Genomic DNA, 25652 nt, shown 5'->3' with positions numbered 1-25652 from the left:
GGGGAGGAGGACCTCGTCGTCGTCGACCCCGTCCCAGCCCCACCCCTCACGCGGCGGGCCGGCCGGCCCTCAGCGGCCGCCCGTCACTTGTCGTCCGTACACCCCGCGTACCGCACCGTCCACGTGGAACCGATCGGCATCATCACCGTGACCCGCTCACCACTCTCCGTGGGGCCCGTCGCCGACACCTGACCATCCCGGCGGCGCACACGCTTGATCGCCCTGACCCACGTCTGCAACTCCTCGGAGTACACCTCCGAGAAATCGCCCAGGCCCAGGGTCTCCACCGTCCACGTCGATACCGTCATCCGTTCCCTCCCAGAAAGCTCGCCGCACGGACACCCCGCGAGAAGCGATGTGATGGTAACGGGTAAATACATCCGCGGCGCGAGGAATTACCGGATTGCCAGACACCGGCGCCCCGAGGGGACGCGCGGGCGTCAGCGATACAGGGGCGGCAACTGCGCCTCGAGCTCCGGACACAGGGAGCGCACCGCCTCGGCGTACAGGCGCCGGTGATGCTCCACCTGCTCCTCACTCGACAGGCCGTGCGCGTCCAGCCGCATCGCGACCCACGTCTTGCGCACCCCCATGTAGAAGCCGCCGAACCCGTCGTAGTGCGGATCCCGGATGTCCTCACACGCCCGCTCGCCGTACGCGTACGCCTCGTCGATCGTGAAGGTCCACGGCGTCAGGTCCGTCGCCGCCTTCATCGCCCCCGCCTGGCCGGCCGGGGGAGGTGGCGGCACCTCGGCGGTGTCGCCGCCCGCCCGGGCCAGCCCGACCACCGCCAGGAGGAGGGCCAGGACAGCGCACAGGCCACCGATCTCGAGGCGGGCGAGGCGCCCGGTGGAGGAGGAGAACACGGCGGGCTCACTCCTGCTCGGCCGGGCGGTGCGCCGCGCGAGGCCCCGGCTCGGCGTGGTCCGGGTGGATGCTGCGCGTCTCCGACCGGACGTAGGTGCGCGGCAGCAGGTCGCGGACGTGGATCTTCGGCAGCGTCTTGGTCACCGCCAACGTCACGTACATGACCGTGTTGATCGCCACGAACGCCGCGAGAACCGCGAACCACCCCGAGGACAGGACCGACTCCGGCAGGACGAGCCCCGCCAGGATCATCTCGTGCGGCGCCACACCGCTGACGGCCCCGCTCATGCGCCGGCCACCCGGGTCGCGCCGTCGGCGTCCCGCACCACGTGGCCCCAATTGGCCTGGCGGGCCAGGAGGATGTCCACCACTCCCTTGAGGAACACCACGTTGAGGAACGTGGCGTAGACCAGCTCCGGGACGAGCGCGACGGCCGCGAGCTTGGCGCGCACGTCGGAGCGCCACACCCCGACCAGCCGCTCGAGCATGAACAACAATCCCAGCGCGCCCCAGAACGGGTACCAGACCCACTGGTCCAGCGCGAGGGCGGTGATCACGATGAGCAGCAGGTAGCTCGAGAGTGCGATGGCGCCGTAGCCGATCCCCAGCTGCTGGAACCAGTAGCGGGTCGTCTGCGGCGTGATGCCGTACGCCGCGAGGTTCTCCAGCGCGCCCCGCTGCCAGCGCAGCCGCTGGTGCCACAGCGCCTGCCACGTGGGCATGACCTCGGTGACCACCGTGCACTCCTGCGGGGAGACCATGAGCCCGCCGAGGGACTTGAGCGCCAGGGTGAGCTCGTTGTCCTCCGTCAGCGCGGCCGTGTCGTAGACGTCCCCGGTGCGCCCGGGGATCCGGGTGCCGCGTGCGGCGGCGACGGTGCGCAGCGCGCGGGAACGGAACACCGACGCGGTGCCGGTGAGGACGAACACGCGGCCGCGGCGCCGCCGGATGTCGCGGCTGTAGCGCGTGTACTCGTTGCGCTGGAACTGGCCCAGCAGGCCGGCGCCGTCCTCGCCGTAGAACAGGCCGCCCACCGCCATGAGCGCGCGGTCGTCGGTGAAGCGGCGCCGCGCCGCGGTGAGGTAGCCCTGGTCCAGGACCGTGTCGGCGTCCATCACCATGACGCAGTCGTTCTCGCCCAGCTCCGGCAGCAGGTCGGCCAGGGCCTGGTTGAGGGCGCCGCCCTTCTTGTGGACGTTGCCGCGGGTGATGAACACCTCGACCCCGGCGGCGCGCGCGAGGTCGGGCGTGGCGTCGGTGCAGTTGTCCGCCACCACCACGATCCGCTCCGGCGGGTCGGCCTGGGTCTGCAGCGACGTGATGGTCGCCGTGATCCGGTCCTGCTCGTTGTGCGCGGGGATGAGGACCGTGATGGTCACCGGCCCGTGGAACACGCCGCGGGTCCGGGCCATGACGATCTTCGGTGCCAGTGGTTTATCCACCGCGTCGGTGGCGCGTCGGTAGCGGGTGGCGACCGTGGTTTCCACGCCGGTGGCGATGGCCACAAAGACGAGGGCGACGACGAAGGCGGCCGCCATCACCCCGGCCGAGGGCGCATACGTGTCGTACAGCACGCGCCAGGTACCAAAGAGGAGGCCCTCCTGCGCCTGCAGCGCCCGGTTCTCCGACAGGGCGAGCGCGAGCCAGAGCATCAGCCCGCCCATCGCCGCCAGACCGATCACGGCCACACCGACCGCACGGCCCATGCTGAACCCGCTCTTGCGCACTTTTCGTCCCGCCGTCCTGTTAGGTGCTCACACCCATGCCGGACGGGCGCATATAAGAACTTAGTCACCGTCACATCGTCTGACAAATGCAGGGGCGGAACGCGGTCGACGGCCCGGGGCCGTTGTTAGGATTCCGTGATGAAATCTCCGACGATGAGTGGCCAACGGCTCGCGCTGTCCGCCGCGGGCCTGGTCGTGGCCACCCTGGTCGGGCGGATGGGCGCGCCCCAGGCCTCGGGCCTGGCGCTGTACTGGCCGGCGGTGGGCGTGATCATCCTCTGGGTGCTGCTCGTCCGCAGCGCGCGGGACTACGCCGCCTTCGTCGCCCTGACCCTGGTGATCCTCACCGCGGTGCCCGTGGCCACCGGCGTGGCGCCCGCGCAGGCGTTCGTCCTGGCCGTGGCCAACCTCGTCGCCGCCCTGGTGACGAGATGGGTCTCCCTCGCCCTGGTGCCGGTCGGGCGCCGTCTGGGGTTCGCCTCCCGCGCCCGCTCGTCGCCGCCGTTGCCCGCCTGGGAGGTCATCAGCCGGATGACCGTCCCCGCCGACGTGTTCCGACTGGTCGCGGCCACCGCCATCGGGGCGTCGCTGTCCTGGGGGATCGCCGCGGTCGCGCTCACCCTGGACGGTTCGGTGCCGAGCTTCGTCGAAGGGTGCGTGTGGGTGGTGCGCACCCTGGCCAACGTCCTCATGATCGCCGGCACCGGGCTCGCCCTGGTGGCCCGGCGCGGGGACTCGCGGCGGTACCCGGTGTCGGACCTGGTCATGGCGTACGTGGCCACCACCGCGCTGGCGGTGATCGCCTACCTCCTGAGCCCCTTCGTCCCGCTGGTGCTGATCGTCCTGCTGCCGCTGTTTTGGAGCGGAGTGCGGTGCAGCCCGTCCGCCGCCGCCGTCCATGCGCTGTTCACGGTGCTCGTGGTGGGCGGGCTGGGGTGGTACAGCGAGGGCCTCGCCCTGGGGGACGACTTCGATCCCGTGTCCTGGTCCCTGCAGATCAACCAGGCGATGATCGTGGCCTACCTGATCGCCCTGGTGATGGCGACCGGCGTGAACGAGTTCGTCCGGCTGAACGACCAGCTCACCAGCATCGCAGCCACCGCCGAGACCCGCGCGGTCCAGCTCCGCACCGTCAACCAGACCATCCCCGACGCGCTGATCATCGTGGACCGGGCCGGCGTGGCGACCCCGCTCAACGCCGCCGGGGAGCAGTTCGTCACCACGGGCCGGGACGGGCTGACCCGCCTGGTCCGCGAGCCGCACGGCCATCACGACGCCGCGGCCCGCGAGGAAACCCCGTCCGCCAGGGCGCTGCGCGGCGAGACCGTCCGGGGCCACCGGTTCCTCCACGTCGACCGCGCCGGCACGGAACAGGCCTTTGAACTCACCGCGGCCCCGCTGGTGGCCGAGGGCGGCGGCGAACCCGAGCGCGCGCTGCTGCTCATCCGGGACGTGAGCGAGCACCACCGCGTCCTGAGCGAGCTGGAGGTCCTGGCCGAGAGCGACCCGCTGACCGGTCTGCTCAACCGCCGACGCTTCGACCGCGAGATCGCCCGCCACTACGACCTCCACCGCCTCGAGGGCACCGGCAGCGGAGTCCTGGTCCTGGACCTGGACGGCTTCAAGGAGATCAACGACACCTTCGGCCATTCCGTCGGCGACAAGGTCCTCACGGAAGTCTCGTGGATCCTCACCTCGACCACCGACCCGTCCGATTTCGTCACCCGGTTCGGCGGGGACGAGTTCGCGATCCTCATCCCCGGGGCGGACCGGGACCGGCTCCAGGCGCTGGCGGCCACGCTCATCGAGCGCATACGTGGCTACGCCCATACCCTCGACGGGGCCGGGCGTGCGCTGTCCGCGTCGATCGGGGGAGTGACCTTTGACGCCGCCGACGACGAGGGCACCGCCCCGCTGCTGCTGGCGGACAAGTTGATGTACGACGTGAAGAACTCTGGGCGGGACGGGTTCCTCATCGTGGGCCACTGCCGCGAGGACCGGAACCACACGCGCACGCCCGCGGAGTGGAAGACGCTCGTGGAGCGGGCGGTGGAGAACGACGAGCTGGTCCTGCACCTCCAGCCGATCATCGACGTGGACTCCCACGCCGTGATCGGCGCCGAGGTGCTCGTCCGGCTCCTCGACGGCGGCGAGCTGGTCTCCCCGTCGGAGTTCGTCCCGGTCGCCGAGCGGGCGGGCATCGCCGTCCTGCTCGACCGCTGGGTGGTCCGCGCGGCCGTCGCCATGGCCGCGCGACTGCGCGCGGTGGACCCCGGCTTCTGCGTCTGGATCAACTGCTCAGCGCAGTCGATCGGGAACGCCGAGATCGAACGCACGCTGCACACCAGCCTGGTCGAGCACGGTGTGCCGGCGAGCGCGGTGGTGATCGAGTTGACCGAGACCGCCCAGATCGACGACGTCCCCACCGCCAAGGCTCAGGCGCAGCGGCTCCGCGCCGCCGGGGTCCGCCTGGCGATCGATGACTTCGGCACCGGCTTCGGCTCGTTCATCTACCTCAAGCACCTGCTGTTCGACTACGTGAAGGTCAACGGCGAGTTCATCACCGCCATGGACACCTCCGCGACCGACCGCACGATTGTCCGGTCGATCGTCGACCTCGCCGGGCAGCTGCAGATGCAGGTCGTGGCCGAGAACGTGGAATCCGACGCCGTGATGGACCTGGTCCGCGTGGAGAAGATTCACCTCGCCCAGGGGTTCGGGATCGGGCGGCCGTGCCCGGAGGGTGAGTTCGTGGCCCGGCACCTGGATGGGGGCGGTGGCGAGGCCGGCGCGGGTGTCCGCGCCGGTGCGGGTGCTGGCGTGGGCGGCCGGGAGATGGGCAGCGTGGGTGGCGACGGGCCCGGCGCCTACCGGGGCTGAGGCGGCCGGTTCCTCGGGCCGGACGCCTGCGGGAGGTCGGCTTCGGGAGACTCGGTGGTGGCCAGAAGGGCGCGGTCGTTGTGCCACCGGTGTCCATTTCGGCGGAGGTCCGACGTTTACTTAAGAGGACGTTAGGCAGCGGATATAGTCCGTTTGGTTGATGCCGGAGTAGCCGGAGAGCTGAAGCTGGGGCCGTACAGCTTCAGTTTTCGATTGGAGATGAAGCGTGGAAAACGACGAGAGGACCGAAAGTCACCGCGAATCGGAGGAGAACAACCTGATCCGTAAGGCGGATGGGTTGAACCGTCGAGACATATCGGTGTCAACGATTGTTGACCTACCTCCATACGACGACCAGTACGACCGGTTTTCCCGGGAGTCTCGGGAGCTGACGGTGCGGGAATACCTGGGTGTGACGCTTCCGCGCCCAGCGGAACTCCATGGCCCGGGTAGTTTCTGGCGGGAGAACCGCCGCAAGCTTCTGATTGGGGCAGCGGTCTATGGGGTGCTCACCATTGGGGCGTTTCTATTTTCTCGCCTGGCGGGGGAGCTGTTAGTAGTCCTACCGATCCTCGTCGGCCTTGCGTTCGTCATCTGGAAGCTGTCACGACCAACGCCGCCGCCTCCCGTGTTGATCCGGGGTCTCGATGCGGTGAAAGTCGACCAGTTCGAGTTGCGGGTTGTCGCTCACGCCCGCAACCAGGTCGCCCACATCATGAAGTCGCGTGCGTGGGATTCCCAAGAGATCCAGGACAAGGATGCCGTCCTCGACCTCGGCCTGGTTCTGGACCGTCTCACCCGCCGATCGCTGCAGCTCAACGAGTTCGTCTCAGCGGCGGACCCCCGGCCTGACCTTGCCAACGAGGCGCTATTCGCTCAGTGGGAATTGGAGCGTAAGCGTGTCATGGCTGCCAGGCGATCGCTTCTCCGGGAGCTCGCTTCGCTGATCGAATACAGAGAGCAGATCGAACGCGTTTCCAGGCTGATGGACCAGCGGGATCAGGCCAACAGGCTCTACCAGCGTTCCGCTCGTCTACACGAATTGGAGGCGGACTCGCTTCTCAACGATGGTGGGGCAGGAGTGGAAGATACGATCCGAGAGCGCCGAACGGTTGAGGCGAATCTGGCAGCTCAGATCAGCTTCCTGGCTGAGGTGGCATCGATCCAAGCCCCGGCGGGGGATCTCTGGCAGTCGCACGGAAGCTAAGCGAACTCGACTCAGACGCTTCCGTAGGGCGACATGGACAGGCTGTCGGGTTAACCGCGCCCTCCGTGCTTCACCCGGTGCGCCCCGCGGCAGCCTTACACGCGCGGCGCACCGGGGTGTCTCTGCGATCTGAGCCCGGGGACTGCACTCAGAAGGCCCCCGCGATATTGAGCCAGTAGGCGCTGTGATTAGGCACTTTGTCCGAAACATCGACGTCGTGAACGTTGCTGGCTGCCGACCCGGTACCCGCAAGTCCGGCCGCTATGCTTCCGAACTCTGCCGCTCTGTACAACGTCTTGAGCACCGAGTCGTTCTTGCTGAAGTAGTTCACCACGACACCCGAGGCGGCACGCCCGACCGCGTCCCAGTCGAACGTGGCGCCGATCGCCGCGCCCGCGAGCCGGATGTCGCGAATCCGGGATTTGCGAAGATTGGTCGACGCCGCCTGGGCCGCCGTTGCCATGACGCGTCCGCCGAGGCTGTGGCCCACCAGGATGACCTCATTGTCGTAGCGGGCGAGAATGTCAGCGAGGATGACGCCCGTCTTGTCGGCGCGAACCCGTGCAACGTGCCACGGGTTCTTGGCGACATCTGCCGCGATCGCGACCGGAAGAATCGGATTGAGTTTCGCCGCAGCCTTCTTGCCAGCGCGCTTGGCGAATCCACCGACGGCGGTTTTTCCCACCTGGCCGGCGCCGACCTTTCCCATCAGGATGGCGACATCCGCGAGTTCCTTGGAACCCCAATTCAGCAGGTAGATGGGGTGGCCCGGATAGGTCTTCTCGACGAAGTCCACGGCCTGCCACCAATCGATGCTCTTCTCCGTGGTGAACCCGCGGGCGATGATCACCGGGACGCCGTTGCCCTCGCGCAGAAACTCAATCTTGAACGACTTGTCGCCCCGAACGTATGAATTGGTCACCGATGCGCCCAAGCCGCCTCCCAATGCGGCACCGACCGCGGAGACGACCATCGTTCCCCCGGCCATGCCCAGTCCCCCGGCGGCGATGGTCCCGAAGCCCAGAATCGCCAGCCCGTGGTTGACAGCCGCGGCTCCGGCGAGCGTGGCGCCAGCGCCGAACTTCGAGGCCAGCACCCCGACGACCCCACCAACAGCAGGCGCCGCCGCGAGCGCCAGGGGGAACGCAGCGCCCGCGGTGAAGACCGCGGTCAGACCGAGCTGGGTGCCGCGGGCGAGATTCGGCTTGTCGTACTTGAGGAAGGTCTTGATGTCGTCGAGTCTCTCGATCTGGTCGTTAGCTCTTTCGAAGCTGGGTAGATCATGAGAGTGCTCCGCGCAGAAGCCCGGTAGGTGCAGTGTGCCCAGGCTCCGGTTGGCCATGTTCGTGCAGCGTGGAGCGGCGCACTTATCCGTCGGCGCGCCGCAGTCCTCGCACAGGTACGTATTGCTGCGAAGCCTGGCGCTCGCGACCTTGCGGTGCACGCTCTTGTTGAAGCAGTTCGAGCACCAGCCCTCGTGCGTTTCCTCACCGAGCTCGTCGATGAGCACGACCATCTTCTTCACAACGCGCGCGTGGCCATCTGCCTTCTTCTGCAGCGCCGCCCGCGCCTTACGCCCTACTAGCTCGGGGACGTCGACCAGTTCGGGGTCGGGTGGAAGCTCGTCATCGTCTTGGTCCAGTGGAACATCGGAATCGGGGATGACAGCGGGGAGACCGACACCGCTGGCTAGATCGGCCGCCGCGTCGGCCGCGTCCTGAATATTCGAGGCGTCAGGATCGTCGACCAAGTCAGGAAGGTCCGCGAGTTGGCGCTCGAATCCGCCGTAAGCCCATAAGTTGTGGCACAACGTCGCATTTCGCTTGAGCCGGTCGTCGCCTACCGCCTGTGGTTCGAGATCGCCTGGCATTCCCGTCAGGGTCAGCTTCAGGCCCTTCGCAGAACGGGCTTCGGCCACGGTCGACCCGTCGTCGGACTTTCTGAACCACACCGCTTCGCCTGGCATCTAACCCTTGCTTTCCAACCCGCTAGACGCGGGGACTCGTTGTTGACCACGCGACGATCGGCCTTCGAGATTCGAGCTGGGATAGCCCGGTCGCCGAAGGCGTAGACAGTGTTCACGTGCGACTTTGTGATTAACGAAGGGTAATTGACGATCGCGCTGCTGAGCGCCGAAGTGGACGCATTGCTGATCGTGATTATTCGCACTCAAGTCGGCCATTCACTCAGCTGTCTGGGCCGGAGAGAGGGCGAGGTTGTTGTCATCACTTGGCGGACAGCCGACCTCGGGCGCCTCCTCCGCCGGTTCCGCACAGCCCGCGGCCGGCGTGCCGGACCGCGGCGGCGGAGCTCGTCGTCGTCAACCTTTCTCGGCGCTTTCGTCAGATGGTGAAGGCGACCGGTTCGGCGCGGAGCGGGGGAGTGGCCGCGCGCTGGCGCCGCGGAATGGTCACCTTGGTCGCAGGTCGCCCGGACTGGGTCTGTGCCCTGGGCGGGGCGGGGGCGTTCATGGCGAGGGGAGCGTCGTCGTGGGTCGGGGTGCGGGCCTGCAGGTAGGCGGCGAGCTGGGTGGAAGGGATGCGGAAGTACTCGTTGACCTCCGGCAGGTAGAGCAGCACGAGGACCGCCAGGCCGACCAGCACCACCGCTGCCGAGGTGAGGGAGGCGAACGTGGGATGCGCCGCCGCCAGGACGAGCTCCCCGCGGCCCAGTGCCGCCGCCTGCGGAGCGAGCGCACCCCCCAACCCGATGACGCTGACGCCCGCGAGCAGAGCGGTGAAGACCGCCCGGCCCGCGCGCGAACCGCTGAAGGTGCACGCCGCGATCGCCACCCACGCCGTCGCGATGACGAACGAGGTGTCGATGATCCAGCCCGCCGACGGCGTCGCCAGACCGGCCGCCTCGCCGACCGTCGGCCACCCTTCGGCCAGGAAACGAGTGATCGCCGTGGCCTGCACGACGCCGCGGAGGACGATCAGTGCGACTAGTACCGCCGACAGGGCCAGGATCAGCCACATCTGCCAGGGCCGGGCCGGGCGCCCAGGAGCGCGTGTCCGGGCGGGTAACGGCGAGCTGCGGCTGCGGCGAGGGGCTGGATCGCGGCGGACCGGGGCGCGGCGGCATCTGGGGTCGTCGGGTGAGATAGGCATGGGAAGACTCACGGGAGCCCCCTCTCGGAAGGGGCGGCCGCATAGGTGAGGGGCGGGACGCCCGGGGTAAGGGGCTTCTTATTGTGCCTGAGAGGAGCGGTTTGCGCTAGGGGGCGGAGAGCTCAAGATTGTCCGGGCCCCTGACCGCGGGGGTCGTAGCATTGCGGAATGGCCGGGATCACGACGCGGCGTGTGGTCGTCGCACTCGACTGCCCTGACGCGCGCCAGCTCGCCGAGTTCTACGCGTCCATGCTCGGCTGGCGAATACGAGACGAAGCCGAGTATTTGGTCTGGGTCGACGTCCTGCCGCCAGACGGCGAGCCAGGTGCGTTCGCGCTGGCCTGCCAGAGCGTCCCCGACTTCCGCGCGCCGACCTGGCCGGACGGCCCGATCCCCACCCAGGTGCACCTCGACTTCTACGTTGAGTCGATCGGCGAGGCAGAGCCGGCAGTCCTCGCCGCCGGAGCGCGGCGACACGGTCACAAGCCCAGCCTCGACGGACGATTTGTGGTCTACCTCGACCCGGTCGGGCCCCGTTCTGTCTCTGCGAGGGGTGAGGTCTGGCCCACCGGCCAGTTTGTCTAGCGTCTGGTCCACGCTTTCCGGCGCTGTCTCAGCCGGTTCCGCGACCGTGTGAGGCTGCGGGGCGGGTGGAATACCCGCCATCGGTCTGAGATCGCTGTGAACTCGATAAACTCATCGAAAGAAGGTTCTGCGAGCAGAGGCCACACGTACAGGGGGACGAGCGTGGGAGAGAGCAACTCAGACGGGCGCGCGAACGCTCGGCGCGAGGCGGTGGCCCGTTCCGAGGAGTCCCTCACTGCCGACTGGATCCGCAGGGCGGAGGGGGACGCCCGGCAGAAGGCTCGCGAGTACATTGCGCGGCAAATTCCTCCGCCGATGGACGTGACTGTCATTGAGCCTGGAGACGACAGCGTCCTCGCTCTTTACGTAGGCGCCGTCGGCCCTCTTCTCAAGCGCATCGACAGTGGCTTGCCTATCGCAGTCACCGACACTGGTCAGGTTGTGTCGCCCCACGACCCGCCGCCGATGGAGGTAGCCCTACAACAGGGAGCTCGCGGCGAGCCGGGAAGCCGCTTCGAGGTGCGAGCGCAACGTCTAACGGTGCCCCATTCCGCTCGCCGAATGTTCTCCACCGCGCGGTTAAGCGGGTTTTTCAACCAGCGCTACGTCACTCGGCCCCTCGACGCCGGGCAGCCGGTGGATCGGCACCTCGGGCATGCACTTTTCGCGATTCACCGAATTGCGCATAGCCGAGCATGGAACTCACCCGTGTTGGAGTCGACGCGGGTGCAATTGAACCTCGGCTCTGAAGTGCGGCAGGTCGTTGAGTTTTCGCAACTGCTGAACGAATTGCGAGAGAAGATAGGTGGACGGCCAGACGCCCTCGGCGTTACCGCGCAGCAGCTATGGGAGAAGCGGTACGAGGTATACGAATACGGGGTCAGGTCGCTGGTTTCGCGCGCTGAACAGCTAGTGGTGCTGGCGCGGTTAGTGGAGGAGATTTCCACCAAGGTGGCCCAGATGGAGCGTCTCGTCGACGGCGAGACGGATCATCTTCTGGCGGATCTCCTAGAGTCGGTCGCTAACAGTGAATTCGCGACTGACCATTTACAGGATTTGCAGGGTCATGCTGGCGGCGCAGCGGAGTTGCTAGGCGCCGATCTGGCGTTAATTCACACCTCGGCGTCGTCACTGGCTGCTGAGACCTTCGCGCCGCTCGAATAGAGATTGCGTCGGTCTTAGCCAGCTAACTAGCCCAACCGCGTCAGTAGCCGTCCAGCCCCAGCTGCTCCGGGCAGTAGGCGCCGATCGCCGCCCCGACCAGGATGTAGTGGTCCGACACCGAGTAGTCGGTCACTTCTCCGCTCCACATGTCCGCAACGCGCATCGGACTCAATCCGTCGCGCGTGGCTTTGCAGGTGATTTCCGCGTACTCCGCCGCGTGGCTGCGCGGGAACGACACACCTCCGTCCTGGTACGCCTCGACCATCATGTCGAGGTCCGACTTGGTGTACGACGAGGCAGCGGCGCGGGAGGTGGAGGCGCTTCCGGCCAAGCGCTCCCTCGATGCCTTCTCCGCACCCGCGGCGCCGAAGCTGGTCGCGGGAGAAGGTGAGGGCGCCGGTGCCGGGGCTTCGCTCGCGCACCCGGCGAGCGCGAGCGCTCCCACGGCGGCAGCGGTCAATGACCTGATCATCACTTGTCCTTGAGTGCGGTCTTCCTGCCGCCTCGAGGGGCGTTGCGAGCGTGGGCATCGACGTGGCGGGCCGGTGCATCCCAGTAGCCGCCGCAGGTGCCGTCAACATTAATCAACGGTTAGCCGTCAGCCAAGTCGTTGGCGCAGCAAGGCCGCCATGTCGCCGCAGTCTTGGCGGTTGGCACTAATGCCTGTATCAGTTGCAGCCAGTCTGGCCCGGTGGCGCGGGTTGGCAGCCGCTCTCGCCCTTGGCCCGTCGATTATGTCGTACCCACACGGTAGAAAGGCGATCAAGCGAAGGAGGGCGCGGTGCCCAAGGTCCCGGGGCCGGTGACGGGCCGGTGGCGGACGATTCGGGCGTGGCGACGGGTGGGTCGACCCAGTAGAGGACGTTGACGTCGGCGGTGGCGGCGATGACCTGGTCGGGGTCGCGCGAGTCGGCCTGCGCGAGCTCGGCGTGCCCGGCGACGTCGGCGGGGATCCGGTCCGGGTGGCGGGTGAGCAGGAGGCCTCACTCCGGCGCGGATGAGCATCCGCGTTAGGTGGCGGCCTACGTTGCCCTGAGGGGTCGTGACGGCGATCTTCATAGGGTCCCTTCTCCCCGGGTGTGGCTCCCGTAGTGCGGCTTCCTCCGTTCGTGGTGTGACGCTACGGGTGGCTGCGGACAGAGCTTGTCCGCTGGCAGCGCATGCGGGGCCCCACGGGGGCATCGCGCGGGTCGGAGCCCGATCCGAGTCTCCGTGGACGGCGGGCCCGGGGAGGAATGGACGAGCTCGTCGTCGTCCCCTTCCCCGGGCGCGCCTGGCACGGGCCGTCGGTCAGCTCCCCGCCGCCCCAGCGAGGATCTGGCCCACGTCGATCTGGTTGATGAGGTCGGCGGAGAACGTCGCGGGGCTGCCCGCGATCCCCTCCAGGGTCGCGGAGCCGGCGCTGAGCGACCCCAGGCCCAGCCCGTCGAGGCTGCCCGCGACCTGCTCGGCCGCGTTCTTCTCGCGGATGGTCACGCACGTGCCGATGGGGTTGGCGACCTTCTTGCCATCCGCCAGCACGAGCGTCATGCCCGCGCCGGTGTCCAGCACGTCCCCCGGGGTGGCGTCGGCCGGGACACGGTAGGTGGTCTCCAGCGTGGCGTGCGCGCCGCCCGCCGTGGTCCAGCCAGCGCTCTCCCGGTACACCGACGACGTGGCCGCGTTGGTGCGCACGTCGTCGGTGACGGTGGTCCAGGTCTGCCCGCCGACGACCTTCCACACGCTCTCGCGAGCACTCACCAGGACGAAGCCCTCCGGGTGGAAGTCCTCGAGGCGGGTCACCAGGGCCCCCGCCCCGCTCGCGGTGGTCCGGAACGTCACGGTCCCGCCCGGCGCCGCGGTGCCGTCGCCCACCACCTCCTTGGCCAGGTGGTACTCGAAGCCGGCGCTGCCCGCCCAGCTGAAAGTCCGGGTCTGGCTGGTGGCGCAGGCCGCGGTGGTGGTGGGCTCGGCCACCGCGGTGGCGGCGGTGGCGGGAAGCAGCGCGGCGGCCATCAGTGCGGCGGTCAGGGTGGAGGCGGTACGGCGGGCGGTGGTGCGAGACATGGTCGTTCTCCTTGTGGTGATGCGGATCCAGGTGACGGAAGCGGTCGTGATACGGCTCAGGGGCGCCGGCGTATCACCGCCCACCACGCGCCGAGGGACGCGGCCAGCACAGCGAGGGCCGCCGCGGCGACAGCGATCCGTCCGGAAGGGGCGTCGCGACCCTCGGCGGTCGAGACCGGCGAGACATGGTCCGGCTCGAGGCCCACTGCCCGATCGACCTCCCGGCGCACCGAGCCGCTGGCCAGGTCGAGGGTGGCCCGCCACTCCCCGGGCGGCAGGACCGCATCCGACGGGAGGCGGAACGGCACCTCGGCGGAGTCCCCGGGGGCCAGGGTGACCGGCTCCGCAGGCAGCGGCGGCGCGGTCAGCCCGCCGGGGCCCTCGGTCAGTTCCAGCGTCCCGCCCAGGTCCAGTGCGCGGCCGCCGATGTTCACCACGGTCGCCACCAGGGCCGCAGCCCCGAGCACGTCACGGATCGGCCGGAGATCGATGATCTCGAAGTCCGGGTCGGCGGGGCGGCCCTCGCCGGTCGAGAGGTACACGCGCACCCCTACCCGGGAGACCAGGTCTACTCCCGTCGGCTGCCCGCCGGCGTCGCGCGATGCCGCCGAGGTGTGCGACGCCCAGATCACGCCGTAGTGCTCCCGGGTAGGCGCGTTCGCCGGCGCGGTGATGGTGACCGTGACCAGCGTCGACCCCCCGGGTGGCACCCGGGCCACGGGCGGGTCCACGGTGATCCACCGGGTCAGCGTGTTGGCGGCCCCGGGCTCGCCGGGCAGGAAGCGACCGCCCTCGACCGTGGCCGGGCCGGCGTAGAGCTGGAGCTGCTGCGTGGCAGCCGTGTCGTTGGTGACCCGCACTCGCCGCGTGAGGGTCCGGCCCGGGTCCAGGTGCCCCACGATGTACCGGCCCGACCGGGGATCGTCGCTGTGCGCGGGTGGGGTGTCCGCGAGGGCGATCCCCACGGTGCCGTGGTCCGCAGCGTCGACCGGTGCGGCGTGGGCCGTGCCCACGACCGGTGAGACGAGCGGCGTGGTGAGGGGCGTGGCGATAGTGGCCACCGCGAGCGTTGCGGCAGTGAGTGTGAACGTCGCGAGGCGGGTGCCCGGACCGGCGGTCGTGGGGGTCACGTCACAGCACCGAGGTGACGAGTGCGCCGCGAGCGCCGGATGGCGTGACCCGCAGGGAGGGAGCCCAGGAGCTGCTCTCTGCGAGCCCGGTGATGCCGGTCGAGACCACTGCCTCCTGAGTAGTGCGGATCCGCGTCCAGCCGGGCATGCGATTGAGAGTCGCCCCGGTGCCGGGAGAGGTGAGCGCGGTGACGCGGTACGACGCCTCCCACGTCTCCGCGCCTCCGACTGCGGCCACAGACGCCGACCAGTCACGCGTTCCGCCGCCCCGGTTGTCGTGGACCACCGCACGGGGCAGAGGCAGCTCCTCCGCGGATCCCCCGGGCGGTAACGCCAGGCCACCGTCGGGAGCCACAGCGAGGTGAAGGCCGCCACCGGGCGGGTCCACCACGTCGAAGCTCAGCGAGGTGCTCGCCGACGGGGACGCCCAGGCGGAGGCGCCGACCACCGCGGCCGCGGAAATTAGGGTGGCGGTGAGAGCGGCGACCAGGCCTGCGTGGCCGACCCGCAGTCGCACCCGCCCCGGGGCCGACTGCCCTCGCATCACAGTTCCTCACCGGTGCCGCGGGACCCGCGGCGGCGCGACAGGAGCGCGGTCAGGATGAGCAGGCCCAGCGCGACGGCGGCGATGCCCGCCCCCGCCGCGACGGGGAAGCCGCCGGCCTCGGGTTCCGCCCCCGCGTCGGGGAAGGTCACGCTCTCGCTGATGGAGTGCTCGGTCCAACCGCTGGCGAGGTCCACCGTGGCCCGCCAGGGGCCGGCGGGCAGGGCCGCGCTCGACGGGATCACGAACTCCACCTCGGCCTCCCCGCCCGGGGCGATGGTCACCATGGAGGCCGTGACCGCCTGCGCGGTCAGCCCGCCGGGACCGTCGGTCAACGCCAATGAGCCGGACACGTCCACGGCCCGGCCGCCGACGTTCTCGACCCGCGTCACCACGGAGGCGGTGCCGTCCGCCGCGCGGCGAGCGGAGAGCTCGCGGATCGAGAAGTCCGAGGGCGGGCCGTTCCCCTCGCCCACGGACACGTACAGCCGCACCCCCACGCGCGAGACCTGGGAGATCTGCTGACCGTCGCCGAGGTCGGCCGGTCTGGTTGAGGCCCACACCGCGCCGTACTGCTCGACCTCGGGAGCGTCCGCGGGAACCGCGATGGTCACCTCCACCTCGGCGGACTGCCCGTCCTCGAGGGCGACCTCGGAGGCGCTCAGGCTCACCCACGTGGACAGCGGGTTGGACTCACCGCGGGGCCGGGGGACAAAGGCCCCGTCCTCGATCGCGGCGGGCCCGGCATAGATATCGAGGACGGCGGGCGCCCCGGTGTTGTTGGAGACCTCCACGCGGCGGGTGATAGAGACTCCCGGCGGGATGTTGTCCACGATGTAGGTCTGGGCCCGCGGGTCGTCCGCGCGATCGGCGGGGATGTCGAGCAGCGCGATCCGGATGGAACCGGGGGCGGCGGCGCCGGCGGGCTGGGCCTGAGCGGTGGGGGCGGAGCCCGCCGCGGCACCGGCGGGCAGGACGGTCAGGAGGGCCAGCAACAGCTGTGCCAGGAGGCGCATGGGACCCATTTCTCGCGAGGTGAACGGCGGCGCGCAGCAGAGCGCCGGGGAGGAGCGGTCCCGTCCCCGGCGCCCGCGGCGCGTGATCTGGAGTGGCGGGCGTCTACAGCGCGGACAGGGTCAGCGTGGCCTTGTACTGGCCGAGCGCCGCTCCGTCGGACAGGTCGACCGTCATGGCGTTGACGTTGGGGATGGTCGCGATCTCCAGTGTCGTGGGCAGGTCACGCGTGGTGCGGGTCATGAACAGGGTGTCGGAGTTCTTGAGGGGAATCGTCTCTGCCACTCGGTTGGCCGTCCCGCCGAGGACCAGGCCGTTGGCCGATGCCGGCGGACGGTAGGTGGCCTTGGTCGCGGGAATGATCGCGCGCGCGTCCGAGGTGTGGACGAAGTCCGTGAGGGCGAGGTAGGCGTTCCACCCCGTGGTGGTGCCGCGCGTGTCCGTGATGCTGAATGCGGTCAGCGTTCCCGACGCGGTCCCGCCGTCCGCCGCCAGGCCCAGGGTGCTGTTCGAGCCGCCGGTGTTGACCGACAGTCCGCCCAGCTCGTTGGCGACGACCCGGAAGCTGACCTCCTGGGTGTCCGAATCCAGGGGCTGTTGAGCAGCGGCCGTGCCGGGCGCGACGAGCGAGAGGGCGGCGGCGGCGCCGAGCACGGCGAGCAGGGGAGTGCGCATGGAATCCTCCGAGGGACGACGGCGGCCGAAAGGGGAAGTGTGACCGCCGTTACAGTGGGGTGACCTCCCTAAGTTAACGTTTAGTCCCGGAGGTGTCCAGGTTTTAATGCGATTCGGCATGGTTGGCCAACCTGCCTGCGCGTACGGGCCCGGATCCACGCTGGACGTGCGCTCAGGTCCCCTGCCTATGGCGGTAGACGGCTGTTCAGACGGGCGACCGTCACCCCAGGTCGCCGGCAATGATCGCGTCCATGTTCCGCTCGGCCAGCGCGGTGATGGTGACGAAGGGGTTGACGCCCACGTTGCCCGGCACCAGGGAGCCGTCCATCACGTAGAGGCCGGGGTACTCGTGGAGGCGGCCGTGGGAGTCGGTCGCGCGGCCGAGGATGCAGCCGCCGAGGGGGTGGTAGGTGAAGTCGTCGCCCCAGGTCTTGTACACGCCGAACAGGTCGGTGCGGTAGACCGTGCCCTCCTTCTTGTTGATCTTGTCGAAGACCCGCTTGGCCATGGCGATCCCCGGCTGGTTCTGCGCCGTGCTCCACGTGAGGTCCACCTTGCCGGTGGCGGAGTTGAACTGGAAGCGGGCCCGCTCTGGGTTGTGGGCGATCGCCAGGTAGAGGCTCACGTAGGTCTCGAGGCCGGCCGGCAGGGGCGCGATCTCGGCGAAGATCGAGGCGGTGGGGTCGTTCCAGTTGTCGATCCCGAGGGTGGGGATGGTCGACTGCTTGGAGCCGGTGGCGTCCCACATGTGGTTGGCGCGGCCCACCATGATGTTGCCGTTGTTGCCCCAGCCCTCGCCGACCTGCGAGGACAGGTTGGGAAGCAGCCCCTGCGCCTTCATCGACACGAGCAGCTTGCTGGTGCCGACGCTGCCGGCGGCAAAGAAGACCTTGTCGGCGGTGACGGTCTTGGTGGCGATCACCGCGCCCTGCTCGTCGATCTGCTCGATCGTCACCCGGTAGCCGCCGCTCGTGGCCGGCGCGACGGCCGTGACCCGGTGCAGGGGCGAGATGGTGAGGCGCCCGGTGGCGGCGGCCTGGGCGAGGTAGGTCTTGTCCAGGGACTTCTTGCCGGCGTGGTTGCCGTAGATGACCTCGCCGCCCAGCGCGGAGGGCGTCGCGGTGCCCGCGGCCTCGCGCTTCATGTACTCGAAGTCGTAGACGTTGGGCACGAACGTCGTGGCGAAGCCGGAGCGGTGCGCGGTCTTCCGCCCCACGCGGGCGTATTGGTACCAGGGGCTCGACTCGAACCACGCCTGGTCCACGTGGTTGACGCCCAGGGTGGCGTTGGCGCGCGGGAAGTAGGTGGAGTACATCTGGTCCGCGTCGACGCCCGGCAGGATGTGCTCGAAGTGGCTGCGCTTGGGCGTGACCGCCATACCGCCGTTGACCAGCGAGCCGCCGCCCACGCCGCGGCCCTGGTAGACCTTGATGCCCGCGAACTTCTCGGCGTCGAGGATCCCCACGTAGCGCTCGACCTTGCGGTTGATGCCGAAGCCCATGAAGTTGCTCACCGGCTGGCTGGTGGTGTCCGCGAGCCAGGTGGAGCGCTTGTCCGGGTTGAGCATGTCGGAGAAGGTCGTGCCGTCCGGCCCCGGCGTGTCCCAGGCGCGACCCATCTCCACGATGTGGGTGGGGATCCCCGCGCGCGTCAGGCGCAGCGCCGCCACGGCGCCGCCGTAGCCGCTGCCGATCACCAGGGCGGGCAGGCGGTCGTCGGTGGTCAGGGCGCGCTGGGGGAGCGGCGCCGCCGAGGCCGAGGACGACGACGACAACGTGGCAGCCGCGGCCACACCGGTCGCCAGCCCGGTGGTCGCGAGGAACCGGCGGCGGGACAGGGGCATCTGCGAGGACATGGGGGCTCCTGGGGCTCGGGCGTGCTCGGGTGCCCGGTGGGAACGGGCTGAGCAGATGTATAGCCCCTGAGAACTCGATTACCGATCGGTATCGGAAGAGTGGTCCGCAGGCCCGCGAACCGGCGGCGGAGTAGTTGGTCCAGCTAACGACCGGCGTTGACGCTGGTCGGCACGCGGTTCGGGTTGGACGGTCGACCTGATCTATCGGGGTTCACATAAGAACATCATCACGCTGGACGTGGCCGGTCCAGTCCCGCGGCGAGCCACCCGACGAAGTCGGCCACGTAGACGGCGTGCGCCGGCGGGGAGTCCGGCGGGTCACCGGCGCGGGTTGCGAGCTCGGCGGTGAGCATCACGATCAGCTGCCGCACCCGGTGCCGCGCGAGGTCCGCGCCACCCCGCTGCGCCGCAGCTGTGACCAGCATCGTCAGCTGGTCCTGCAACGCGGTGTCCGCCACCGGCCCGGCGGTGACCGTCCGATCCACTTCCGCGGACGCGGCGAGCTGCCCGATCACGCGGAGCGTCCAGCGGCCCTCGTCGTCGTCGGCCAGTGCCGCCAACGGTGCGACCACCCCCCGCACGATCTCCACCAGGTCGGGCGGCGTCTCCGCCCATCGCCGCAGGTCCGCGCGGCGCTCGTCCTCCATGCGCGCCACCCCGCGGCGCAGGATCTCCGTCAGTAGTCCGGTGCGCCCGCCGAAGTGGTAGTTGATCGCCGAGTCGTTGCCCTGGCCCGCGTCGGACACGATGTCGCGGACCCGCGCCGTGCGCCACCCGTCGAGCGCGAATCGGCGCAGCCCCGCGGCGTAGAGCGCGTCGCGGGTGCCGGCCGAGCGGGGGCTGCGTGTGCGGGGGCTGGGTGTGCGGGGGCTGGGTTCGCGGGGGCCGGGCGTGTGGGGCACGGGCCGAGTGTAGAACCCTTCCGCATTGTTAACAGCGGGTGTTAAATGTGCGCATGAGCCCCCGCGCCACCGCCCGGCCCGCCACGGCCCCGTCCGCCACCGCCACCGCCGCGCCCGCGTTCGACCCCTTCGGCCGCGCCCACCTCGCCGACCCCTATCCCGGGTACCGACTGCTGCGCGACACCGACCCCGTGCACCACCACCGCGGCGACGGCACCGCCGCCCACCCGGACTTCTGGGCCCTGTCGCGCTACGCCGACGTCGACGCCGCCGTGTGCGACCCGTCCACCTTTTCCTCCGCCAGCGGCCTGACGTTCTACCGCGACGAGATCGACACACTCGGCCTGGCGCCGACCATCGTCATGATGGACCCGCCCGAACACACCACCAAGCGGCGACTGCTCGCCTCGGCGTTCTCGCCCCGGCGGGTGGCCCGGACCGAGCCGGCCATCCGCGACTTCGTCCGGGAGCGCCTGGCCGAGATGGCGCGGAGGTACGACGACGGCGAGGTGGTCGACCTGCACCGCGACTTCAGTGCGCAGATCCCCACGTTCGTGCTGGCGCGGCTGTTCGACCTGCCCGCCGCGGACACGCCCCGGTTCGGCCCCTGGGTCAGCGCGCTCACCACCCTGCAGGAGGAGGGGTTCCGCCCGGCGGGCCTCGAGGGCGGGGCCGTGGCCGCGGTCGCGGAGATGTTCGCCTACTTCGGCGAGCTCATCACCGAGCGTCGGGCGGCCCCGGGCGACGACCTCATCTCCGCGCTGGCGACCGCCGAGATCGACGGCGAGCGCCTCGACGACTGGGACATCCTCGGCTTCTGCTTTGTGATCGTGGCCGGCGGCAACGACACCACCGGCAACCTCATCTCCCACACCGTCGCGCTGCTCGACCAACACCCGCGGCAGCGGGAGATGATCGTGGCCGACCCCGCGCTGATCCCCGGCGCCCTCGCCGAGTGCCTGCGCTACGAGTCCAGCGTGCAGGCGCTCGCGCGGACCACCACGCGCGAGGTCACGGTGGGCGGCGTGACCATCCCGGCGGGGGAGAAGGTGATGCTGCTCTACGGCTCGGCCAACCGGGACGAGCGCGAGTTCGGGCCCACCGCCGGGCAGCTCGACATCCGCCGCGAGAGCGCCGGGCACCTGGGCTTCGCGCGCGGGCCACACTTCTGCATCGGATCGCACTTCGCCCGGCTGCAGGCGCGGGTCGCGGTGGAGGAGCTCTACGCGGCACATCCATACGCCGGGGTGGACGCCGACGCGGCCGTGCGGGCGCTCTCCCCGTTCACCCGCGGATTCGTCTCGCTGCCGGCGACGGGCCTGGAGCGCGGGCGGGGCTGAGGTGGGCGCCCGATAGCCACCGACCGGCGGCTACCGCCCGGCGGCCCGGCGGCCCGGCGGCCCGGAGGCCCGGAGGCCCGGAGGCCCGGCGGTGCGCGCTCGGGTCACGCGCCGCTCAGTCGTCGGCGAGCCCGGCGTCGAACGCCTGACGCGCCCGGTCGATCTCCGGCAGGTGCGCCGAGGACCACGCGAGCAGGGCGTCGATCGGCTCGCGCGCCGTCTTGCCCAACGGCGTGAGCCGGTACTCCACCGCGATGGGCCGACTACTCAGCAGCCGCCGCTCTACCAGGCCGTTTCGCTCGAGCCGACGCAGTGTCGCCGAGAGGGATTTCTGCGAGGCGGCCGGGATCGCCCGCCGCAGCTCGTTGAATCGGTTCGGCGCCGCGCACAGCTCGTTCATCACGGCCAGCGACCACTTGTCCAGCACCTGGCCGAGCAGTTCGCGGTGGGCCTCGGTGACCAGAACGTCGTGCTCGCGCGGCGGCGGGGTAACGGGCATGCGACCTAGTTTCGTTGAAGTGACCTGGGGACACCACGTAGACATTCGATACCTACTCGGATCGACACCAGGAGAACCATGACCGTCACCCTGACCAACCCGGCCGGCCTACTGCCCGACGCCCCCTACCACCACGTGGCCACGGCCAGCGGGACCCGGCACGTGTACATCGCCGGGCAGGTCGCGCACATGCCCGACGGCTCACCGATCCCCACCGATCTCGCCGGCCAGGTCGCGCAGGCGCTGCGCAACGTGGCCCGCGCCCTCGACGGCGCCGGCGCCACGTTTGCCGACGTCGTCCGGTTGACCGTGTACGTGACCGACTGGCAGCCGGAGAAGATCGGCGAGTTCATGGCCGGGATCGAGGCGGTCGCCGACGATATCGGCCTGGCACTGCCGATGCCGCCCGCGTCGCTCATCGGCGTCCAGATGCTCTTCGAACCGGAGGTGCTGGTGGAGATCGAGGCCACGGCGGTTCTGGACTGATCGATACTGGCCGCATGGTCGCACCCACGCTCCGGCCGCGGATCGCCGCCGGTCGCCGGTACTCGGTGGGGGTCCTGGCCGACGGGTCGGGCATCACCGCCGGGGCCGTGGGTGCGGACGGGGTGAACGTCCGTGACTGGCGCGAGATGGTGGCCGTGGCGGCGGGAAACGTTCACGCCGCGCCCAACACCGGCAGGGGGCACGTGGTCGGTCTCCTTCACGACGGGTCCGTGCGCGCCGCCGGCTGGAACAAGGACGGCCAATGCGACGTGGACGGCTGGACCGATGTCGTGGGCATCGCCGCCGGCTGGCGACTGACCCTGGCCGTGCGCCGCGACGGTCGCTCGCCGAGTGGTCACAAACGCGCGCTCGGGCGAAAGCTGACCTGGGGAAACGTGAACGAAATCGACCCCACGATGGGTGGGGCGCCGCCTGCGATGGGCCGAGCGGTGCGCCCGGCGGCGTGCCGCTGCCCCGCACGAGGCGCGCCCCGCCGGTTCCGCCCACCGCGCCCACCGCGGGGCCTGGGGCGGGGGAGGGCCTCGTCGTCGTCGTCACCGTCCCCGCCACTGCGCGAGACCGCCCACCGGCCGGCGAAAGTCGTTCGCCCACCCTGGCAATGACGGAAGTCCAGACACCTGTCAACTCGCGGTCTACGCTCCGCCCATGCCTCTCACCACCACCACCGCCTCCGACCTGGCCGAGCCCCGCGAGCGCCAGCAGGACGCCCTGCGCGCCGCTGCACCCGCCACCGCCGACGAGCGCCGCGCCCGCATCCAGGCCGTCATCGACCTGCTGGTGCGCCACCACGACGAGTTCGCCGCCGCCATCGACGCCGACTTCGGCGGCCGCCACCCCGGCTACACCCTGATGAACGACGTCGTGGGCTCCCTCGGCGCCCTCAAGCACGCCCGCGACAACCTCGAGCAGTGGATGCAGCCCGACGAGCGGACCCCCTTCGCGCCCTACGACCAGATGGGCGCGCGCTGCGAGGTCCAGTACCAGCCCAAGGGCTCCGTCCTCATCCTGGGCACCTGGAACGCGCCGCTGTTCACGCTGCTCAGCCCGCTGGCCGGCGTCCTCGCGGCCGGCAACACCGCGGTCATCAAGCCGTCGGAGATCACCTCCCGCACCGCCGAGCTCCTGGCGCGCGTGGCCGCCGACGCGCTGGACCCCGACGTCGTGGCCGTGGTGACCGGCGGCGCCGACGTCGCCCAGGATCTGACCAGCCAGCCGTTCGACCACATCGTCGTCACCGGCAGCGCCGCCGTCGGCAAGGCGGTCATGGCGAACGCCGCGCGCAACCTGGTGCCCGTCACGCTCGAGCTGGGCGGCAAGTCGCCCGTGATCGTGGGCCGCTCCGCCGACCTGGCCTCCACCGCCATGAAGATCGCCGTGGCCAAGGCGACCAACGGCGGCCAGATCTGCGTCAGCCCCGACACCGTGTATGTCCCCCGCCGGAACGTGGACGCGCTGGTCGAGGCGGTCGCCGACGCGTTCGCCACCCTGCACCCCACCGCCGCCGCCAACGCCGACGTGGTGTCCGCGGTCAACGACCGCCACGCCGAGCGCGTCGACGCCTACGTCCGCGACGCCGCCGAGCGCGGCGCGCGCGTGGTCACCGCCCCGGCCGAGGAGCCGGCCGCCGAGGACCGGCGTCGCGCCCTGCGCATCGTGGTGGACCCGCCCGCCGACGCCGCGATCCGCGCCGAGGAGATCTTCGGCGCCGCCATGATCGTGCAGCCCTACGACACGGTCGACGAGGTGGTGGCCGAGGTCGCCGGCGGCCCCACCCCGCTCGCGCTGTACTACTTCGGCGACGACGACGAGGAGCGCGACCACGTCCTGGCCCGCACCCGCTCCGGCGGCGTGACGGTCAACAACGTCATGATGCACCCGGGGATGAACGACGCCCCGTTCGGCGGCCTCGGCGCGTCCGGCATGGGCCACTACAACGGTCGCGAGGGATTCCTTCAGTTCTCGCACGCGCGGACGGTGTTCTTCGCGCCCGACGCCGACCCCCGCGGCGAGTGGGGCATGCTGCCGCCCTACGGCGAGCACTTCACCGCCGCGATGAAGGCCCAGATCGCGCCCTGACCTCGGCATGAGCGCACGCCCGGCCGGTCGCGGCCGGCCGGGCCCCCGCGCGCCGCGCCCCGGCGCGCGTCACCCCCTCGAAAGGACACCTCTCACCCATGAAGACCCGCGGCGCGATCATCCGCCAGGCCCCCGGCACCTACGAGGTCGCCGACCTCGACCTCGACGAGCCCCGGCGCGGGGAGATCACCGTCCGCATGGTCGCGGCCGGCCTGTGCCACTCCGACGACCACATCGCCAGCGGCGACCACGCCGTGGGGTCCTACCCGATCTGCGGCGGGCACGAGGGCGCCGGCGTCGTGGTGGCCGTGGGCCCCGAGACGCACGGCTGGGCCGAGGGCGACCACGTGGTGTTCTCGTTCCTCGCCGCCTGCGGCCGCTGCCGCTGGTGCGCGCAGGGCCTGCAGAACCTCTGCGACCGCGGCGCCGCGATCATGGGCGGCACCCGGCCCGACGACCCCACCAGCTTCCGGCTCAGCCTGGACGGCGTCGACGTGGCCCAGACCTGCGGACTGTCCACGTTCAGCGAGTACACCACCGTGAGCACCGACTCCGCGGTGAAGGTGGACCCCGAGCTGCCGCTCGAGGTGCTGTGCCTGCTCGGCTGCGGCGTCGGCACCGGCTGGGGCGCCGCCGTGAACTCCGCCGAGGTCTACCCGGGGCACACGGTGATCATCCAGGGGATCGGCGGCATCGGGATCAACGCCGTACAGGGCGCCGCGCACGCCGGGGCGGCGCGGATCATCGCGGTGGACCCGGTCGAGTTCAAGCGCGACTCGGCGCTGGCGTTCGGCGCCACCCACGCCGTGGCCGGGATGGACGAAGCGACGGAGTTGGCCCGGTCGTTCACCAACGGGCAGGGCGCCGACTCCGCGATCGTCACGGTGGGCGTGACCACCGGCGAGCACATCGCGCAGGCGTTCTCCGCCATCCGCAAGGCCGGGACCTGCGTGGTCACCGGCCTGGGTTCGATGACCGACGTCGGCATCCCCATCAGCCCCATGGAGCTGACGCTCTACCAGAAGCGGCTCCAGGGTTCCCTGTACGGATCGTGCGCGCCGACCGCCGACATCCCCTGGATGATCGAGCTCTACCGCGCCGGGAAGCTCAAGCTCGACGAGCTCATCACCCGCACCTACACGCTCGACGAGGTCAACCAGGGGTTCGTCGACATGCGCGAGGGCAGGAACCTGCGCGGCGTGATCCGGTTCTAGCGGGCGGCGTCAGAACGCCCCGGCGAGGATCCCCTCGGCCTGGTCGCGGCTGATCTTGGTGGTCGACCCGCACGCCGTGCACGTGGCCTCGTACGACGATCCCAGCGGGATGATCGGGATGAAGAACACCGAGAACGCGCGCGAGCGGCGGTCCACCCGCTGCGCCGCGCGATGGCCGCACCGGGGGCACGTGGCCTGCGCCAGGCCGAGGTTCCGCGCCGAGTTCTTGAAGCCGAAGATGACGAGCATCCGTCAAGGGTGGCAGGCGAGTGGCCGGTCCGCACGCGGTGCGGGATCGCACGGGCGGCGC

General features: G+C 70.3%; 24 protein-coding genes. 8 read left to right on the top strand and 16 right to left on the bottom strand.

Annotation, left to right across the window (positions count from 1 at the left end):
• Nucleotides 1-83: 83 nt before the first annotated feature.
• From RWK90_RS05840 to RWK90_RS05825, 4 genes are all read right to left on the bottom strand, one after another.
• Entirely contained in the window at nucleotides 84-308 is a 225-nt protein-coding gene (locus RWK90_RS05840; RefSeq protein WP_314035701.1) for a hypothetical protein, read from the bottom strand.
• Between the two features lie 132 nt (nucleotides 309-440).
• Complete coding sequence (locus tag RWK90_RS05835) at nucleotides 441-866, bottom strand: hypothetical protein (protein ID WP_314035699.1); 426 nt, start codon at nucleotides 864-866, stop codon at nucleotides 441-443.
• 7 nt (nucleotides 867-873) lie between these two features.
• On the bottom strand, nucleotides 874-1155 hold the full coding sequence (locus RWK90_RS05830; RefSeq protein WP_314035697.1) for a hypothetical protein: 282 nt from the start codon (nucleotides 1153-1155) through the stop codon (nucleotides 874-876).
• Entirely contained in the window at nucleotides 1152-2594 is a 1443-nt protein-coding gene (locus tag RWK90_RS05825; protein ID WP_314035695.1) for a glycosyltransferase family 2 protein, read from the bottom strand. The genes RWK90_RS05830 and RWK90_RS05825 overlap by 4 nt, the downstream gene beginning before the upstream one ends.
• A gap of 138 nt (nucleotides 2595-2732) precedes the next feature.
• Here RWK90_RS05825 and RWK90_RS05820 point away from each other — a divergent pair, with 138 nt between their 5' ends.
• Both RWK90_RS05820 and RWK90_RS05815 read left to right on the top strand, forming a co-directional pair.
• Complete coding sequence (locus tag RWK90_RS05820; RefSeq protein WP_314035693.1) at nucleotides 2733-5474, top strand: EAL domain-containing protein; 2742 nt, start codon at nucleotides 2733-2735, stop codon at nucleotides 5472-5474.
• A 226-nt stretch (nucleotides 5475-5700) separates the two neighbouring features.
• The gene (locus RWK90_RS05815) at nucleotides 5701-6681 is read left to right on the top strand and encodes a hypothetical protein (protein WP_314035692.1); all 981 of its coding nucleotides are present in this window, start codon (nucleotides 5701-5703) and stop codon (nucleotides 6679-6681) included.
• Nucleotides 6682-6829: 148 nt separating this feature from the next.
• Here RWK90_RS05815 and RWK90_RS05810 read toward each other — a convergent pair whose 3' ends face one another.
• Both RWK90_RS05810 and RWK90_RS05805 read right to left on the bottom strand, forming a co-directional pair.
• Nucleotides 6830-8647: a DUF726 domain-containing protein gene (locus RWK90_RS05810; RefSeq protein WP_314035690.1), complete on the bottom strand. Its 1818-nt coding sequence runs from the start codon at nucleotides 8645-8647 to the stop codon at nucleotides 6830-6832.
• Between the two features lie 376 nt (nucleotides 8648-9023).
• Nucleotides 9024-9659, bottom strand: a complete 636-nt coding sequence (locus tag RWK90_RS05805) for a hypothetical protein (protein ID WP_314035688.1) — start codon at nucleotides 9657-9659, stop codon at nucleotides 9024-9026.
• A 300-nt stretch (nucleotides 9660-9959) separates the two neighbouring features.
• On the opposite strand from RWK90_RS05805, the gene RWK90_RS05800 reads away from it, so the two are divergent.
• Complete coding sequence (locus RWK90_RS05800) at nucleotides 9960-10376, top strand: VOC family protein (protein ID WP_314035686.1); 417 nt, start codon at nucleotides 9960-9962, stop codon at nucleotides 10374-10376.
• Between the two features lie 162 nt (nucleotides 10377-10538).
• The gene (locus tag RWK90_RS05795; RefSeq protein ID WP_314035684.1) at nucleotides 10539-11540 is read left to right on the top strand and encodes a hypothetical protein; all 1002 of its coding nucleotides are present in this window, start codon (nucleotides 10539-10541) and stop codon (nucleotides 11538-11540) included.
• A 40-nt stretch (nucleotides 11541-11580) separates the two neighbouring features.
• On the opposite strand, the gene RWK90_RS05790 is transcribed toward RWK90_RS05795, so the two are convergent.
• From RWK90_RS05790 to RWK90_RS05755, 8 genes are all read right to left on the bottom strand, one after another.
• A complete protein-coding gene (locus tag RWK90_RS05790; protein WP_314035682.1) occupies nucleotides 11581-12012 on the bottom strand; it encodes a DUF732 domain-containing protein in 432 nt (143 codons plus the stop codon).
• Nucleotides 12013-12830: 818 nt separating this feature from the next.
• Nucleotides 12831-13586 carry a hypothetical protein gene (locus RWK90_RS05785; protein ID WP_314035680.1) on the bottom strand — a complete coding sequence of 252 codons (756 nt, stop codon included), beginning with the start codon at nucleotides 13584-13586 and terminating at the stop codon, nucleotides 12831-12833.
• 56 nt (nucleotides 13587-13642) lie between these two features.
• Nucleotides 13643-14716 carry a hypothetical protein gene (locus RWK90_RS05780; RefSeq protein ID WP_314035678.1) on the bottom strand — a complete coding sequence of 358 codons (1074 nt, stop codon included), beginning with the start codon at nucleotides 14714-14716 and terminating at the stop codon, nucleotides 13643-13645.
• A gap of 1 nt (nucleotide 14717) precedes the next feature.
• Nucleotides 14718-15260, bottom strand: a complete 543-nt coding sequence (locus RWK90_RS05775) for a hypothetical protein (RefSeq protein ID WP_314035676.1) — start codon at nucleotides 15258-15260, stop codon at nucleotides 14718-14720.
• Nucleotides 15260-16276 (bottom strand): hypothetical protein, encoded by a 1017-nt coding sequence (locus RWK90_RS05770; protein ID WP_314035674.1) that lies wholly within the window; start codon nucleotides 16274-16276, stop codon nucleotides 15260-15262. The genes RWK90_RS05775 and RWK90_RS05770 overlap by 1 nt, the downstream gene beginning before the upstream one ends.
• 103 nt (nucleotides 16277-16379) lie before the next feature.
• Complete coding sequence (locus tag RWK90_RS05765) at nucleotides 16380-16949, bottom strand: hypothetical protein (RefSeq protein WP_314035673.1); 570 nt, start codon at nucleotides 16947-16949, stop codon at nucleotides 16380-16382.
• A 220-nt stretch (nucleotides 16950-17169) separates the two neighbouring features.
• Nucleotides 17170-18804, bottom strand: a complete 1635-nt coding sequence (locus RWK90_RS05760; protein ID WP_314035671.1) for a GMC oxidoreductase — start codon at nucleotides 18802-18804, stop codon at nucleotides 17170-17172.
• A 227-nt stretch (nucleotides 18805-19031) separates the two neighbouring features.
• A complete protein-coding gene (locus tag RWK90_RS05755; protein ID WP_314035669.1) occupies nucleotides 19032-19706 on the bottom strand; it encodes a hypothetical protein in 675 nt (224 codons plus the stop codon).
• 53 nt (nucleotides 19707-19759) lie between these two features.
• On the opposite strand from RWK90_RS05755, the gene RWK90_RS05750 reads away from it, so the two are divergent.
• Nucleotides 19760-21046 carry a cytochrome P450 gene (locus RWK90_RS05750; protein WP_314035667.1) on the top strand — a complete coding sequence of 429 codons (1287 nt, stop codon included), beginning with the start codon at nucleotides 19760-19762 and terminating at the stop codon, nucleotides 21044-21046.
• A gap of 115 nt (nucleotides 21047-21161) precedes the next feature.
• On the opposite strand, the gene RWK90_RS05745 is transcribed toward RWK90_RS05750, so the two are convergent.
• Entirely contained in the window at nucleotides 21162-21545 is a 384-nt protein-coding gene (locus tag RWK90_RS05745) for a helix-turn-helix domain-containing protein (RefSeq protein ID WP_314035665.1), read from the bottom strand.
• A 78-nt stretch (nucleotides 21546-21623) separates the two neighbouring features.
• Here RWK90_RS05745 and RWK90_RS05740 point away from each other — a divergent pair, with 78 nt between their 5' ends.
• From RWK90_RS05740 to RWK90_RS05730, 3 genes are all read left to right on the top strand, one after another.
• Complete coding sequence (locus RWK90_RS05740; RefSeq protein WP_314035663.1) at nucleotides 21624-22031, top strand: RidA family protein; 408 nt, start codon at nucleotides 21624-21626, stop codon at nucleotides 22029-22031.
• Nucleotides 22032-22697: 666 nt separating this feature from the next.
• Complete coding sequence (locus RWK90_RS05735; RefSeq protein WP_314035661.1) at nucleotides 22698-24128, top strand: aldehyde dehydrogenase family protein; 1431 nt, start codon at nucleotides 22698-22700, stop codon at nucleotides 24126-24128.
• Nucleotides 24129-24226: 98 nt separating this feature from the next.
• Nucleotides 24227-25342, top strand: coding sequence for an NDMA-dependent alcohol dehydrogenase (locus RWK90_RS05730; RefSeq protein WP_314035659.1), 1116 nt, complete (start codon nucleotides 24227-24229; stop codon nucleotides 25340-25342).
• A 9-nt stretch (nucleotides 25343-25351) separates the two neighbouring features.
• On the opposite strand, the gene RWK90_RS05725 is transcribed toward RWK90_RS05730, so the two are convergent.
• A complete protein-coding gene (locus tag RWK90_RS05725; RefSeq protein ID WP_314035657.1) occupies nucleotides 25352-25591 on the bottom strand; it encodes a zinc-ribbon domain-containing protein in 240 nt (79 codons plus the stop codon).
• Nucleotides 25592-25652 lie beyond the last annotated feature (61 nt).

The organism is Dietzia sp. CH92 (assembly GCF_032248695.1).
In the GTDB taxonomy this organism is placed as follows: domain Bacteria; phylum Actinomycetota; class Actinomycetes; order Mycobacteriales; family Mycobacteriaceae; genus Dietzia.
The sequence above is the reverse complement of the archived record's forward strand: the minus strand, read 5'-3'. Positions and strand labels throughout refer to the sequence as shown.

Bases quoted from the DNA above. Each gene is read 5' to 3' on its own strand.
- RWK90_RS05805 (WP_314035688.1), bottom strand. From the start codon at position 9,659: ATGTGGCTGATCCTGGCCCTGTCGGCGGTACTAGTCGCACTGATCGTC.
- RWK90_RS05830 (WP_314035697.1), bottom strand. From the start codon at position 1,155: ATGAGCGGGGCCGTCAGCGGTGTGGCGCCGCACGAGATGATCCTGGCG.
- RWK90_RS05840 (WP_314035701.1), bottom strand. From the start codon at position 308: ATGACGGTATCGACGTGGACGGTGGAGACCCTGGGCCTGGGCGATTTC.
- RWK90_RS05730 (WP_314035659.1), top strand. From the start codon at position 24,227: ATGAAGACCCGCGGCGCGATCATCCGCCAGGCCCCCGGCACCTACGAG.
- RWK90_RS05810 (WP_314035690.1), bottom strand. From the start codon at position 8,647: ATGCCAGGCGAAGCGGTGTGGTTCAGAAAGTCCGACGACGGGTCGACC.
- RWK90_RS05820 (WP_314035693.1), top strand. From the start codon at position 2,733: ATGAAATCTCCGACGATGAGTGGCCAACGGCTCGCGCTGTCCGCCGCG.
- RWK90_RS05725 (WP_314035657.1), bottom strand. From the start codon at position 25,591: ATGCTCGTCATCTTCGGCTTCAAGAACTCGGCGCGGAACCTCGGCCTG.
- RWK90_RS05770 (WP_314035674.1), bottom strand. From the start codon at position 16,276: ATGCGCCTCCTGGCACAGCTGTTGCTGGCCCTCCTGACCGTCCTGCCC.
- RWK90_RS05785 (WP_314035680.1), bottom strand. From the start codon at position 13,586: ATGTCTCGCACCACCGCCCGCCGTACCGCCTCCACCCTGACCGCCGCA.
- RWK90_RS05750 (WP_314035667.1), top strand. From the start codon at position 19,760: ATGAGCCCCCGCGCCACCGCCCGGCCCGCCACGGCCCCGTCCGCCACC.
- RWK90_RS05800 (WP_314035686.1), top strand. From the start codon at position 9,960: ATGGCCGGGATCACGACGCGGCGTGTGGTCGTCGCACTCGACTGCCCT.
- RWK90_RS05790 (WP_314035682.1), bottom strand. From the start codon at position 12,012: ATGATCAGGTCATTGACCGCTGCCGCCGTGGGAGCGCTCGCGCTCGCC.
- RWK90_RS05765 (WP_314035673.1), bottom strand. From the start codon at position 16,949: ATGCGCACTCCCCTGCTCGCCGTGCTCGGCGCCGCCGCCGCCCTCTCG.
- RWK90_RS05745 (WP_314035665.1), bottom strand. From the start codon at position 21,545: ATGCCCGTTACCCCGCCGCCGCGCGAGCACGACGTTCTGGTCACCGAG.
- RWK90_RS05760 (WP_314035671.1), bottom strand. From the start codon at position 18,804: ATGTCCTCGCAGATGCCCCTGTCCCGCCGCCGGTTCCTCGCGACCACC.
- RWK90_RS05775 (WP_314035676.1), bottom strand. From the start codon at position 15,260: ATGCGAGGGCAGTCGGCCCCGGGGCGGGTGCGACTGCGGGTCGGCCAC.
- RWK90_RS05740 (WP_314035663.1), top strand. From the start codon at position 21,624: ATGACCGTCACCCTGACCAACCCGGCCGGCCTACTGCCCGACGCCCCC.
- RWK90_RS05735 (WP_314035661.1), top strand. From the start codon at position 22,698: ATGCCTCTCACCACCACCACCGCCTCCGACCTGGCCGAGCCCCGCGAG.